This window comes from Pseudogracilibacillus auburnensis (genome assembly GCF_003201975.1).
GTDB classification, from domain to species: Bacteria; Bacillota; Bacilli; order Bacillales; family Amphibacillaceae; genus Pseudogracilibacillus; species Pseudogracilibacillus auburnensis.
Window position 1 is genome coordinate 1 of the sequence record NZ_QJJQ01000008.1, and the last position, 13,431, is coordinate 13,431.

Consider the following 13,431-nt stretch of genomic DNA (forward strand, 5'->3'; position numbering starts at 1 on the left):
AAGTATTTTCCACTTGGGTTTTTGCGAATGGTCGCACGAAGTATACGCCCACGTAGTTTCCGGCTTTTAGCGAATGGTACATGCCCAATTTTAGGAAGTTTCAGGAGGTTACCATCAATAGAGATATTTTGATTGACGTGTTTTGTAGTGTAGGACTGAACAGAGTGCATCTTACTTTTGAATCGGGGTCTTTCGTTTTGTTTGTTAAAGAAGTGCGAAAAAGAATCAGCGAGGTTTTTCAACGAGGACTGAAGGGCAATGCTATCAACCTCTTTTAACCACTCCGTTTCTTCTGCCCTTTTCATTTTAGGAAGCATGGCAGAACATTGATTATACGATAATCCCTTTCCAGTCTCAGCGTATGTCGTATTCCATCGATGAAGGAAATGATTGTACACAAATCTTGCACAGCCAATTGTTTTAGCAATTAGTTTTTCTTGATTTTTAGTGGGATATATCCGAAATTTATAGGCTTTATGTTTCAACATATGATCCACCTCGTTTTTATACTTTCATTATACTTTGTGGAACGTGTGTTTGCAAATGAATTTAGGATTAGATATACATCCACTAGGCGTCCATTCATCCCACGATTGAAATCGCGGGTGTTCTGGACATTTTTATAAAAAAAGTCATTGCTGCTTGGAAACTGTATAGTTTATAAATCTATCTATTATTTCATAAACAAAAACAGTATTCCAATAATTGGGATACTGTCTCCTCTGGATCTTACATATTAATTAAGGCAATAAATGCTGATAAAGTAAGCAATAGAGCAGGCATCATATTTTGTAAAAGAGAATCTTTTGCACGAATATGAGTTATGATAGCAAAGAACATAATAATCGCTAACCAAACCCCTGAAATGAAGGCAATCTGTTGAAACCAAATCCCAGCAATCATTCCAAGTGCACCAATCCATTCAAAAACTCCTGTTACAATCCGAAACCATTGTGGCAATCCGAAATGGTTAAACCCTTCCACCATTTGCTTAGATGTAAATTTCATAAGTCCGAACATAAAAAATCCCAAGCCAAGAATGACTTGTAAAATAATAGCTACTATTGACATATAATGATTCCCTCCGTAATTTTCTTGCTGTATCTATGAGTATACTTCTTAAAGTATCATTTTTGAAGTAGGCACTTATTTGTGCTATAGTATCCTAAAAGATACTATTGGACAATACCAAATTAACGGAGGAAAATAATGGACAGTCATGCATGTTGTACTGGTGTAGAAGTTGCTATCGAAGCAATAGTAGGGAAATGGAAACCAATCATATTACATCATTTAATAATAGAAGAAACGATGCGTTTTAGCGAATTGAAAAGAGCAATTCCTAAGATTACACAAAAAATGTTAACCTCCCAATTAAGAGAGCTTGAACAACATCATATCGTGCACAGAGAAGTATACGCTCAGGTTCCACCCAAAGTGGAATATTCTTTAACAACATATGGAAAAAGTATGATTCCAGTATTAAAGGAGATGCAGAAATGGGGGGACTCGCATCAGAAATTTTTATCTGAAAAGGGGTATGTCAATTTTTGATGATATCCTCTATTTTCCCTATTCTCTAGGGAACTCGCTTGTTAAATAACACACTTAGTCCCTTCCTCAAGCAACGTTAAGCTAATTTTTGATCCTTTACCTTATCTCCACTTCCAAAAGAGTGTAAGTTTCCATCTTCATCAAAATTAAAACTATCAAAACGTTTTTGCAGTAATACTGTATTAATGCGTGTCTAAAAGAATATAAACCTACATATGGTAAAAGAAACATAACTGTCATCATTATCGTATTTTCTACACCTACTGTGAGGTTTGTAAACAAATAAAATTAATCCAATCTAGCCAACAATTGATTCAGGTAGGATACAATTTTTCTATCCCTTTTCAATGCTTTTTCATACCTATGGGTTGCAGAATCCTCTTTAAATGTACCTTTCAACAAACTACGATAGAGACGGATTAAAACTGTTATAAAAAACTAGCAATGTAGCCCTTTTCGTACATTCTTGGGTGTTTGACTACCAGAATCAAATGGTGCCCGAAAGTAGGCGAAGTCATTTTATTCCAATATATCTAACTTTTTTCAAATTACTACACTCTTTTCATATCCTATTCATTTTTGAAACTCTAAATTAATATATTGTCTAATTGTTTCTAAATATTCGGTTCGAATAACTGTGAAAGTACTCGAATCTACCTTCGATTGAAAGGTGTTTATATGGTCTTCTAGCTATTTACTTATCTCATTAAAAACGACATCAAATGAACCAAAAACAGTAACGTGAAAATGATTTAAGTAGCTTTTGAACTTTGAGCCCCATGACCAGTAAACATCATCCATCTGATCAATTTTATGAATGCTGCGAATTATTGATTCAACATCAGTTAAAATCGTATCAGAAGCTGATTTAACTTTATCTGATAAAGCAATAACTTCTGCTAAGTCAACTAACTTAATATCCCATTATTCCTTTTCCCTACTTCAAACTTAAATAGGCTGATATCCATCTCTTAAATCATCCTTTTGAACTTTTGATAGTCGCTCATCTTGCTCCCTTATTTTCTCTGCAATATCATTCACTACTACTAAATCTTCTTGAAATAACAGCTTGTACTCATCTAAAAATTCAAGTGCTGTTATCATGTTCTCTAAATCATTTAAAAACAGAGGTATATTGGTTTTTTCCAACGTTTCTGCTTTATCCATGTAATTACCCAAATGGTTGACCGCATTTCTCAATTCATTCATATTATCTTGAAACATATCTATATTTAAACTTATTTTTTCGCCCATTTAGTTATTTCTCCTCCTTTCAATTTCTGTATTGACATCCGATAAAATCCCCTTATAATGGCTAATTCTCGACTCAACATCCACTAGATTTGTTTCACATCTATTTTTCTCTTCTTCTATACGATCACGGGCGTCTACCGTTTTAGTTAAAAAAACATTGATATGGTCTTGAAATGAACTTTTCTGCTGCTCAAATTTATTTTTCTCTGTCCCTTTCCACATACTTTCATCAACATGTAAATTGGTAATAGTGTTATATGACTCTTCTATTCCCCCTATATTGCTCATTAAGTTCCGGGAGGCTGCCTCCAACTTGGCAATTTTACTTTCTAAGTCGATTTTCATTCCAGTTTGTTCCTGAATCACATTTGACAAATTTGTCCTTTGACTATACAAATTGTCCAGCGTAGATCTACTCATTTTTCCACACCTTTCATTAATAAACTTCTGCTTTTATAAATGAGATGTTATTCAATTAATTTGGACATATAGCGATTCAATTGCTGGAATTCTTTTTCCGTTAATTCACCATCATCTTCTGAAAATACTTTTATTTTTAAATCGACCCATTGTACCTCATCGTCCCCATTAAGTATATGGTACATCGGGGAAGATATTTGTAAATTATTTTCTAATGCATACGTAAATAATTTTTCGTAAGAAAGTTCCGTACTTACTTCAAAATTACCTTTTACTCTAGTCATAAGCATTTGATCAATGTAAAAGTAAGTTTGAAAGAAAAGGTTTGTTTCACGAGATACATACGATTGTTCTACTGGAATATAAATAGTAATATCGACCATTTCATCCAATGGAACATTGTGTAAAGAGTAGAATAATGGGCCATTAATAGATAGATTTGCTGCAACTAACTTTTCATTAAAATCAGCCAAGGCTTTGTCAAAATCTTGATAATGAAGCTCATACGAATGCCAAACTACATTACGATACATCATCGTCTCTTCTTCTATGACCATGATTCAATGTCAGCCCCTTTCACAATTGCATAAACATCCATAATAACATCATCAAATAAATCGAATGATACATGGTAATAGGCTGGCTCAAGTTCCCATCCTCGCTCATTTGCATATTCTTCCAATAGCTCATAAGCGTCATCTAGTTCATCAATTTCAGCACACCTGACCCAGATTGCTGGACCAATTTCCAAAAAGTCTAATTGCTTAAAATCTGCATCATCCTCAACTTCTACCATTGAATTAAGACCAACATAATACGTATATTTTCCGAATGATGGTTCATTTTCCATTTCTTCAATTTTAAAAATAACCGGACTCGTATAATAAATATCTTCATTTACTAAGTTTCTCCGTAAGCCTAATATTGGTTTAAACCATTCTTCATGCGGAATAAGTTCCTCTACACAAATCACATTTTGTACGATCAATGATTCCTCTCTAACTTTCATGTTTTGTCTCCTCAATCTTTTATTTTTTTCTGTTTCGTTTTATCCGTTTCCTTTTTTTCGTTTGCCTACTTGACTCAGGTGGATGAACCCGAAAAGACGGAAAGCGGATAAGACAATAAGCTCCTAATACATAGTCGACCGCACCAATTAATACTACGAAGTAAAGGGCGGTAAAAATGAAGAACATAAACAATGCCTCAAAGCTGCCTAATAAATTATTTTTAATTACATATCCTGTTATCGATACGATAAAAAATAAACATCCAATAAAGTAATAGGAAAGATGGTTACGTTTCTTCCCTTTTCTATGCTTTTTTTGGGCTTTTACATGATGGAACTCCTTTAATACTAGATAGATATGCGTTACTGCTCCCAATATCAAACTTATAAAAGTAATTGGAGCGAATAATCCATATACACCATACCCCTTAAAATAAAGAAATAAAAATATAAATGGATCTAATATCATTTTATAGATAAAAAAGATTGTACTAAAGCTCAAAATCATTTGAATCATATTGCTTTTTGTAAAACACAATAGGATAATGAGCAAATGTAAGAGAAAAAAAATACCTTCAATAATAAATAAATGGATCAATCGCTCCCAATAAGGAGATTGTGTCGCCCAAAAGAAGGCTATCCCTACTATAATGAATGAAAATACAAATGTACTTGCTAAAAATGTTCGCATATTCACTAAAGAGAAACGACCATCTTGCAATTCTTCTTTTATATAAGAAAAGTCTTTTTCAGATAGTTGTGTCAAGATAATTTTCACTCACAATCTTTATTTAAACCATTTTGATATTTTTTTCCCAATGCTTTTTGCAGCTTTTTTAGCCGAATTCACCCCTTTATTTACCAACTCCTTCGAGTGATCGGATAGACTTTTCGGTGGGTTACCCCAAGGTATTTTTGCATGAAAAGCTGAACTTAAACCAGCTCCGACTACCCCTCCAACAACTGTCCCAATTGGGGGTAAAAATGCTGATCCAACAACAGCTCCAACAGCTGTAGCTACACTACCTCCAGCAATATCGACAGCTGAACCAACAATTACTTTTTGTGTGTTCCCCTTATTATCTTTCCAATTTTCTCTAATATGAAGGGCAGCACTTAGTGGACCTAATCCCCTTCCAATAGCCTTTGTTGTTTTCCCTAGTACATTGGCATCTTTCGTACTGACCTTAAATTCATCAGCATAGCTCTTTAAAAATGTTTGTGGCTTTTTCCAACTACTATTTTTAAGAATTGTATTTGTAGTCTTTATTTTCTTACCTATCAATTCGTCGATAAACGTTTTGCCCATACTTAGTGTTTTAGCACCAGTTGTTTTCAAGCCTTTAAACTTTTGATATTTCTCTAAACCATATAAGCGGTCAAACTCCTTTATCATTGCAAGCTTTCCACGTTCTTTTCCGAATGGAATAATCAACTTTTTATACTGTTCTAGCTTCGAAAGCTTCTTTCCACTATTTTTCAAAAATGAATACTCTTTTGAAGACATTTTAAACGGAGTGAAGCGCATTAAATTGTTAAACTTTCGATAAGAAGCTAAGTTTAGCGAATGTCTTCCTGTTTTAATAAAATGCATTCTTTGTTTTTTATCCATCATAAGGAGAACTGCAGATTGATAGATGGTAGTTAGTCTTTTATCTGTCGTATTTAATCCTGCTAGTATATGCCTGAATGAACTGATGCCACCATTTACATGATCTGTGATCGATTTCTCATCTTCTGTACGCACTGATAGATTAGTTGGAGCCCCTATGAATGTAGCATGATGATTCACTTTTCTTAACGCTACTTTCCCTGATAAACTACTAATCTTCTCCTTGCTGCTTTTCACTAATTTCAATGCTTGCTGATCATACAGATGCAAATCTTCCATCACTTTTTGAATAAGTTTTTTAGCATCTTGGATGGATGAAGAAAATTGGTCAATTTGATAGTTATTTAATGCAACGATATCACTAATTTTTTGATTTACCGTATTTTCTCCATGATATACTTCCTGTACGTCTTGATCAGTGTGAGAAACATGATCAAGGACTTCGTTTAAATAATTTTCTTTTATAATAGCATGATTAGATTGATCAACAATTTGATTAAATTCAGACGTTATTTTGATCATATTCTTATCTAAATGATTCATCGCTTCTTCTAATTCAGTAATCAGTTCACCATGAACCGTTGCAAAGTAATTTTTTGCAGAATCGGCTGTTTTTCCTGTAAAGGAAGACAGTTGATTAATTGAATGTAATTTAGTTTTTAATGTTTGAAGTTTTGCTGATACTTCACTAGCATACTTGGAAAAATCCTCTTTTAAAGTGGTAATCTCACTCATATGAGCTTCCATCAGAATCTACAATCCTTTCCATTTTTATTTCAATAAAGCAGCGGCTAATTTAGCATCATAGCCAACGAGTTGGTCACCTGTTTGTGATAACTTTTGTAAGTCATGTTCGAGTAAATGATGATATTCTGTAAGTAAGCTGTCTAACTCTTTTAAGGCTTGTAATTGTTGTTTGATGCTATTTAAATTTGTTTTATTTATCGTTGAATGAAATTTACTTACTTGTAAGCTGCTATTCGCTTCAAGCGCTTGTGCAACTACAGAGTCAAAAACAGGTTTATTTAATGTTATTTTTGACATCATCCATCACTCCTTATAATTTCTAATTTCATAGTTGATAAGAGAAATCGTAGAATTATATGAAGAGATTTGACTCGTATACGTTTCGATTTGATTGATCAATCTACTAATCTCTTCATCAATTCGACTACTATTATCCTCTAAATGATTTACATAGTTTGTTACCGCAGTTTCTACCTTAGCCTTAGGCCCGGATTGATAGTCACTTTCTGTTGTACCTTTCCATTCTGATGTAGGTATTTCAAATGTCTTTACCTTTTGGTTTATCTGATTCATTTCCGCCTTTAGCTCTCCAATTTCAGCTTTCGCTTGCTGAAGTCTATTTAATTTATTCTCTGCTTCCAACTTTGCGGCTCTTGCTTGTGATAATTTTCTTTCTGTTTGAGCCCTTCTTTGAAGAAGACTTTGTATCGACATATTCTCATCCTTTCTGCATAAGAATTACTGCGGGATTTTAATTTTCACATGGTCATGATCCATGGCAAAATAACATTCAAATGCTTCTGGTGACTTTTCATTTGAGATAAAACGTTGTTTAAACATATCTTGATCTGAAAGCCGCATCCCAATTAGTCCTGCTACTGCTTGATTTCGTACAAACTTCGGTATTTGCTCATAGCTTTGACCAAGATAACTATATTCACTACATAAGATGAAATGAATGCCTAATTTTGATGCATTAATTAATTTAGTTATTTCCTCGTCTTTCATCAGTGTATGCATGCAAAAATCTTTAAAGTTCGCAATAAAAATAAGCCATTTCGGTTCCTTTGTCTTATGTTCTATACGGTAATCAATTTCATTTAATAAATCATTTTTCATTCCAATAAATTGTTCAGGATTTGCTATATACGCATTCGTTTTCTCTCCAATTTGAGCAAGCTTTTGGTCTGCGGTATCAAAAATCATCGTTTGGAACGAATGAGAAAGAAGGGTCATATTTTTTGCTAATGCATTTTGTATTCTTTCTACTCGATCAAGCCGATCGCCCATCGCAAGTAAATGGCCATATTTTTCAAAATCAAATGGTAATGGTGTAACATCCTCAAACTCTAGTCCCAATGGCAACACGTTTTGTTCGATAAGCTTTTTAGTTGCTTTCGCTTGTTTAAACTTCTCAAATTCGATCACATCTTCCGGCATCATTGGAATTGCTTCTGGACGCTCTCCTTTCCAATATGCATCCATTTCTTTTGCTTCCGCTTGAATCGCTTCAATAATTTGTAATGTGTCTTTTCCTTCAACAGGAAGAGCAGTTTGGAAGATTGTTGGCTCCTCCAATTTGATCAGTCCCCGACCAGCAATTTCTTCGACTTCTAATTTTGTACGCCCAACGATAGTCCGGGCTTCTAATTCATCGATTAAATAAAGCGCAATCTGCGTTTTTATATTCGATAATAGCGGCATACGTAACACATTTTGCCTGCTTGCACTAATCATTAAATGGATACCGATACTTGCACCTTCACGAGCTATTTGTGTAATTGTCTTTTCAAATGGCTCGAAAAAGTCTGCTTCCCGCACTGCATCATAGTTATCAATAATGGTCATCATGTGAGGAACTGTTTTTCCACTCGCCTTTTCATACATATCCATCGTAGCAACCCCATATTCACTTAAAAGCTGCTTTCTTTCTTTCATTTCACTTTCAAGACGTCTGACCAATTTACCAATTTTCTCCGTTTCATCTATCAACATTGTGTCTGCAACATGTGGTAACCCTTTAAGCGGAAGTAATCCATTCGTACCAAAATCTAATAAATAGACATGAAGTGTTTCCGGATTGTGTTCTCTAGCTACATCCATCACCGCTGTTTGGATAAAAGTTGATTTTCCATATCCCGGACTTGAAAAGATTGCTAAGTGACCTTCTTTCGTCAAATTGATCTCTAATTCACGTTGATCTTGCTCTTCTGGAAAGTCTGCAAGTCCTATCACTGGTGTTAATGACTGTTTGTCTTCTTCCCATGCCACTTTATACGCTCGTTTGCTTAAGCTTGTTACAAAAATTTGCTTTTCTAATGGTGGTAGCCATGGGCTTGGAAGTTGTTTTATTTCATGTTTTTGTGTAAATGCATGAATATAATTAATGATTGCTTCCAATTCGGTTGTCGTTCTTTCCACTTCTCCCTTTTGATCCAACCCACTTAAATCTTTCGTTAAAATATCGTATTGACCTAATTCATTAATTGCATAAACAGTCGTATCGACTACTTGTAGATCATCTTGATCCTCACTATAATCTGCCCCACTCCATGCACTTTGGAATAATTCATAAATTTCATTATTTCCTACTTGTAAATATGCTCGACCAGGTAGTGTGATTTCCGCTGCATCAGGTGTTTTTAAAATTTCGTTTGAATCTCCCTCGTCTTGTACCTTCAAGGCAAGCTTAAATTTCGAGTTCGACCAAATTTGATCATCGACAACTCCACTTGGCTTTTGTGTCGCTAAAATTAAATGGATTCCAAGTGAACGTCCAATTCGTGCAGTTGAAACGAGTTCTTTCATAAAGTCAGGTTGCTCTGCTTTTAATTCTGCAAACTCATCTGAAATTAAAAATAAATGTGGCATCGCCTCCGTTGCTTTTCCTTCTTTGAAAAGTTTCTGGTACTGATTAATATGGTTCACATCATGTTCTCCGAATAAGCGTTGGCGCTTTTTAAGTTCTGCCTTGATCGAAGCTAATGCACGCATCGATTGAGCACCATCTAAGTTTGTAATTGCTCCGAGTGCATGCGGTAAATCCTTAAATAAATTTGCCATCCCTCCACCTTTATAATCAATAAGTAAGAAGGCAACTTCGTACGGGTGAAAATTGACGGCAAGCGATAAAATATAGGATTGAATAATTTCGGATTTACCTGAACCTGTTGTACCTGCAACCAATCCATGTGGTCCATGTGCTTTTTCATGAAGGTTTAAATACACGATATCATCTTTAGCCCGTAACCCTAGTGGGACAGCTAACGTTTTATATGTCTCATTTCGTGCCCAATTTTGGCTCAAATTGAATTCTTCAACTGTTTCAAAGCCATACATTTCTAAAAAGGTAACTGCTTCTGGAATAGAACTTTTTAAACTTTGTAAATGATTTAAAGGGGCTAAGGAACGAGATACATCTTCTTTTTGAAAATTTTGCGGAAAATGATCTGGTACAAATGCTTGATTCAAAAGCTCGCCCTCTTCAAGCAAGACATTTCCACTTTTTGTATCGCGAATATCGATTACTGTTTCAACATGTTCTGGAAGTGAGTGGAGTACATCTTGAACAAATACGAGCGATACCCCTAATTCGCTAATATCTTCGTTAAAAAACTCCATAATCGTATGATCAAGCACGATTTTTTCATCTGTAATTAAGACAACATAATGAGGGGTGAAATACACTTTTTCACGTTGATCACTTTTTTCAGTTACATGTAATTTCCGATCTTTTAAAATTTGGTACAACGAAGTAAGTACTTGGTCACGAGAACGTTCATGGTACACAAATCCTCTTACATTTAAGTCTTTTAAGCTTGCGTGTGGTAGCCAGCGCATCCATTCCCATTCTGACCTTTCTTCTTCAGGAAAAATAACAATAAATTGTAATTCATGATAGCTATGAAATAAAGCTGTTTGCATCACTAATAATTGCAATTGTTCAAGCACTAAGTATCGCTGTCCAATATAGCCTACAGGTCCATTCATTAAGGAGGTAGTAACTGGAACTGATTGTAAACCTTTATACTGCGAATGGAGCTTGCGCGCGTCCTGCATAAGGTCATCTTGTTCTTGAGTAAATTCCTCTTCATTAAACTCAATATCAAAACTCGTATCGACATTTCCTAAGCCAACTCGATAGGTTAAAAAGTCATGATGATACATCGTTTTTTCATAAATACGTGCATTTACTTCTAATGCCATTTCACGAATTTTTTCCACATTCGGATAATGATATTGAAGTGCGTGCCTTTGTTCTTCTGTTGCTAAAAAAAGTTCTTTCGTTTTATTTTGCAAATACGATGTATAGGTTTTAATCCTTTCTTTTGTATCGATTCGATATTGTTTTAAACTTTTTACATAAGATGTAACAGATAAAATGACTGTTGTAACAGTCATAGATAACATGACGATAATATATATCCCTCTTGGTTGGAAGATGGATACAAGTGCAAGTGCTGCGATCATCACAATTGGCGGTATAATTGTCCGCATAAGTTGTTCACTTGGCTTAGATGGCTTGGAAGATGGTTTAGCAATTATTCGCTTTTCCTCTGGCTCACGATAAATAATCCGTGGAGATCGGTGATAGTCTGGATAGTCGTTTCCATATTGATTATTCTCATGATGGAGTTGAACTAGCTTCGTTGCCAAACGATCAGGTGAACAAATAACTTGAATATCACCATCACCTACAATTATTGTAATACCATCAAAGAAAAGTTGATCTCCGTGTTCAAGAAGGGTCTTCTTTTTAGCAAGAGAATAGTTATGATAGATTTCTCCCTCATTTACATATAATGAAAATAAGCTGTTTGGTTCCTTTCGAGTTAAGACAAAATCAACTGTCGTATCTTTTATTTGCACATCATCAAAAACAGTAGTTCCTACGGTAATACTTAATGCTGCTGTCGAATCGTACGATTGAGCATCTGCTTGGGAAAGAATGTAAAAAGACATAGGTGTACCTTCCACATCTGTTACAAATTTATTATTCACACCTATTTCATTTCCCTCTACATGACATCTTTCTCCATCCCAATTTATGACAAAAGAATGACGTAAAGACAGAAAAGTAACCGTGTTAGAAAGACTATTTCCGACCGTAATTTCCTTCTTCGTCTTTTCCGATAAGGAACATTTATGTAATTGTTCACCATAGCCTATCATTAATAATAGTTGTGTCATCTGTCTCATTTCCTCCAAATTTCGAATCATTTTCATAAATTCTATTTGTCTTTTTTCTTTTCTTTGTTCTTGTTTTTGTTTTCGTCTTTTATTTTTGTCTCTTTTTCGTCATCCGCTTCTGCGTTTTCTTCTTCCTCTATCGTTTCTACTTCATTTGCATCTATTTCTTGTTCTTCATTTTCATCTTCTTCAAGTAAATCGAACTCATCTGTATATCCATCCAGCTGATCTCTTAGCTTACTTACTTCTTCATCTCTTTCTGATCCTGTTAAATCCGGATCATTTTTTACTTGTTCCATTTTTTTAATTAAGCCATACATAATTAATTGGGGATCATCCATATATTTTGCCACATCGATTGATTGTTCAAAATCCCCAAGACCGTTATAAATCCAGTAAAGCAAATAGTATTTATCACTTTTTAAACTAATATTTTTCATGATCGTTTCTTTTTCACGATCAGATAATTGTTCTACGTTGATATACGAATAAGCTAAAATATATTTTGATTGATAAGGTAGTTTTTCGACATTTTCATTTTTTAACGTTTGGATTACCTCACTATAATCTGATGCTAAAAAATTGTTATGTGCTACCAATAACTTATCCTGATACGGTAATTTGACAAAGGTCATATAAAACAACAACGATATAACAAGTACAGAAAGCACCGACATCCAAATGGACATATGTTTAAATAGTGTAAAACGTTTTTTTGGAACGAGTTGCATTTTCTTTTCTGTTAATTGCTGTTCTTCACGATAACTATTTTTTAAAAATTGAATGAGTTCTTGATTCGTTTCCTTACTATTAATTTCTCGTTCAAACTTGGTTGCTTTCGCATTTTGAAGAGAACCGTTATACAATTCATCAAAATGATAATCTTTAGAAAACAGAGCAATCGAATAGCATTTAAATTGTTTTAAAAGGTCTTCCTCTGTCATTTCAAATGGTTCCACTAATCCGCGAATTCCCCGATAAATAATTAATGGCATTAAATTATCATTAAAACCAATATTATTTGGATGTAGCATAAATGTAACTCTTGTAGACATAAGTTGATACAATTTTTCCAAGTTACAAAGCGCCCGTAGCTTTTCATTTTTATTTGCCTTTTTCATCTGAGCCCATTTTTTTAAAGTACGTTCAACCGTAAATGAAAATAAATAAGCGTCATCCTCTTCATTCACAGAAAATGGTACAAAAAGATCCGTTTCTTTCGTAATCAATGCTAATTGCTCGGTATATTGCACTTGTGTTTTCGATTTTGGAACACGAATTTTCCAACTATTTTGTTGAACGGAAAATGACAATGATAATGGATCAATTTTAACTTCTGTTTCTTTCATTTGCTGCAACTCCTTAAAGGCAACTGAATTTTCCTTTTCTTATAAAACAACAATAATATCCCCATCTGTTACGGGATAATCGATTAGACTATCATCATCTGCAAGTAATAATTGCTTCGTTTCTATTTTCGTCGCAAAAAGAGAGCTTTCTGGCATCGTAATCTCTAATGTTTCTTGTAAATTTAATAAAAGTTGCTTTACGGTAAGCTGGATTGGAATTCGTAAATCGTACATACCATCATTCCAATTGGTAAAATCAACCGTTACATTAATGTGTACATTCTTAGCCAACATTT

Annotated in this window: 14 protein-coding genes; 1 reads left to right on the forward strand and 13 read right to left on the reverse strand. The window is 34.2% G+C overall.

The window, feature by feature from the left end:
• Both DFR56_RS11610 and DFR56_RS11615 read right to left on the reverse strand, forming a co-directional pair.
• The coding region (locus DFR56_RS11610; RefSeq protein ID WP_146214282.1) for an RNA-guided endonuclease TnpB family protein at window positions 1–488 on the reverse strand (488 nt) is incomplete at its 3' end.
• A 241-nt stretch (window positions 489–729) separates the two neighbouring features.
• Complete coding sequence (locus DFR56_RS11615) at window positions 730–1,071, reverse strand: DoxX family protein (protein WP_110395616.1); 342 nt, start codon at window positions 1,069–1,071, stop codon at window positions 730–732.
• Window positions 1,072–1,209: 138 nt separating this feature from the next.
• On the opposite strand from DFR56_RS11615, the gene DFR56_RS11620 reads away from it, so the two are divergent.
• Window positions 1,210–1,554 (forward strand): winged helix-turn-helix transcriptional regulator, encoded by a 345-nt coding sequence (locus tag DFR56_RS11620; protein ID WP_110395617.1) that lies wholly within the window; start codon window positions 1,210–1,212, stop codon window positions 1,552–1,554.
• A 948-nt stretch (window positions 1,555–2,502) separates the two neighbouring features.
• On the opposite strand, the gene DFR56_RS11625 is transcribed toward DFR56_RS11620, so the two are convergent.
• Genes DFR56_RS11625 through DFR56_RS11675 form a run of 11 tightly spaced genes read right to left on the reverse strand, consistent with a single transcriptional unit; the run spans window position 2,503 to window position 13,426 of the window.
• On the reverse strand, window positions 2,503–2,808 hold the full coding sequence (locus DFR56_RS11625) for a hypothetical protein (protein ID WP_110395618.1): 306 nt from the start codon (window positions 2,806–2,808) through the stop codon (window positions 2,503–2,505).
• Complete coding sequence (locus DFR56_RS11630; RefSeq protein ID WP_110395619.1) at window positions 2,809–3,228, reverse strand: YwqH-like family protein; 420 nt, start codon at window positions 3,226–3,228, stop codon at window positions 2,809–2,811. It abuts the gene before it with no gap.
• Window positions 3,229–3,275: 47 nt separating this feature from the next.
• Window positions 3,276–3,785 (reverse strand): DUF5085 family protein, encoded by a 510-nt coding sequence (locus DFR56_RS11635; protein WP_110395620.1) that lies wholly within the window; start codon window positions 3,783–3,785, stop codon window positions 3,276–3,278.
• Window positions 3,776–4,237 carry a DUF5085 family protein gene (locus DFR56_RS11640; RefSeq protein WP_110395621.1) on the reverse strand — a complete coding sequence of 154 codons (462 nt, stop codon included), beginning with the start codon at window positions 4,235–4,237 and terminating at the stop codon, window positions 3,776–3,778. The genes DFR56_RS11635 and DFR56_RS11640 overlap by 10 nt, the downstream gene beginning before the upstream one ends.
• Window positions 4,238–4,256: 19 nt before the next feature.
• A complete protein-coding gene (locus DFR56_RS11645; RefSeq protein ID WP_110395622.1) occupies window positions 4,257–5,003 on the reverse strand; it encodes a hypothetical protein in 747 nt (248 codons plus the stop codon).
• 21 nt (window positions 5,004–5,024) lie between these two features.
• Complete coding sequence (locus tag DFR56_RS11650; protein WP_158525613.1) at window positions 5,025–6,584, reverse strand: T7SS effector LXG polymorphic toxin; 1,560 nt, start codon at window positions 6,582–6,584, stop codon at window positions 5,025–5,027.
• A 36-nt stretch (window positions 6,585–6,620) separates the two neighbouring features.
• The gene (locus tag DFR56_RS11655; RefSeq protein WP_158525614.1) at window positions 6,621–6,893 is read right to left on the reverse strand and encodes a TIGR04197 family type VII secretion effector; all 273 of its coding nucleotides are present in this window, start codon (window positions 6,891–6,893) and stop codon (window positions 6,621–6,623) included.
• Window positions 6,894–6,899: 6 nt separating this feature from the next.
• A complete protein-coding gene (locus tag DFR56_RS11660) occupies window positions 6,900–7,310 on the reverse strand; it encodes a YwqH-like family protein (protein ID WP_110395625.1) in 411 nt (136 codons plus the stop codon).
• 24 nt (window positions 7,311–7,334) lie between these two features.
• On the reverse strand, window positions 7,335–11,786 hold the full coding sequence (gene essC / locus DFR56_RS11665; RefSeq protein WP_110395626.1) for a type VII secretion protein EssC: 4,452 nt from the start codon (window positions 11,784–11,786) through the stop codon (window positions 7,335–7,337).
• A gap of 41 nt (window positions 11,787–11,827) precedes the next feature.
• The gene (gene essB / locus DFR56_RS11670; RefSeq protein ID WP_110395627.1) at window positions 11,828–13,135 is read right to left on the reverse strand and encodes a type VII secretion protein EssB; all 1,308 of its coding nucleotides are present in this window, start codon (window positions 13,133–13,135) and stop codon (window positions 11,828–11,830) included.
• Between the two features lie 39 nt (window positions 13,136–13,174).
• Window positions 13,175–13,426 carry an EsaB/YukD family protein gene (locus DFR56_RS11675; RefSeq protein ID WP_110395628.1) on the reverse strand — a complete coding sequence of 84 codons (252 nt, stop codon included), beginning with the start codon at window positions 13,424–13,426 and terminating at the stop codon, window positions 13,175–13,177.
• Window positions 13,427–13,431 lie beyond the last annotated feature (5 nt).

Coding starts and splice junctions, on each gene's coding strand:
- DFR56_RS11615 (WP_110395616.1), bottom strand. CDS start 1,071: ATGTCAATAGTAGCTATTATTTTACAAGTCATTCTTGGCTTGGGATTT.
- DFR56_RS11620 (WP_110395617.1), top strand. CDS start 1,210: ATGGACAGTCATGCATGTTGTACTGGTGTAGAAGTTGCTATCGAAGCA.
- DFR56_RS11625 (WP_110395618.1), bottom strand. CDS start 2,808: ATGGGCGAAAAAATAAGTTTAAATATAGATATGTTTCAAGATAATATG.
- DFR56_RS11630 (WP_110395619.1), bottom strand. CDS start 3,228: ATGAGTAGATCTACGCTGGACAATTTGTATAGTCAAAGGACAAATTTG.
- DFR56_RS11635 (WP_110395620.1), bottom strand. CDS start 3,785: ATGGTCATAGAAGAAGAGACGATGATGTATCGTAATGTAGTTTGGCAT.
- DFR56_RS11640 (WP_110395621.1), bottom strand. CDS start 4,237: ATGAAAGTTAGAGAGGAATCATTGATCGTACAAAATGTGATTTGTGTA.
- DFR56_RS11650 (WP_158525613.1), bottom strand. CDS start 6,584: ATGAGTGAGATTACCACTTTAAAAGAGGATTTTTCCAAGTATGCTAGT.
- DFR56_RS11655 (WP_158525614.1), bottom strand. CDS start 6,893: ATGTCAAAAATAACATTAAATAAACCTGTTTTTGACTCTGTAGTTGCA.
- DFR56_RS11660 (WP_110395625.1), bottom strand. CDS start 7,310: ATGTCGATACAAAGTCTTCTTCAAAGAAGGGCTCAAACAGAAAGAAAA.
- essC (WP_110395626.1), bottom strand. CDS start 11,786: ATGACACAACTATTATTAATGATAGGCTATGGTGAACAATTACATAAA.
- essB (WP_110395627.1), bottom strand. CDS start 13,135: ATGAAAGAAACAGAAGTTAAAATTGATCCATTATCATTGTCATTTTCC.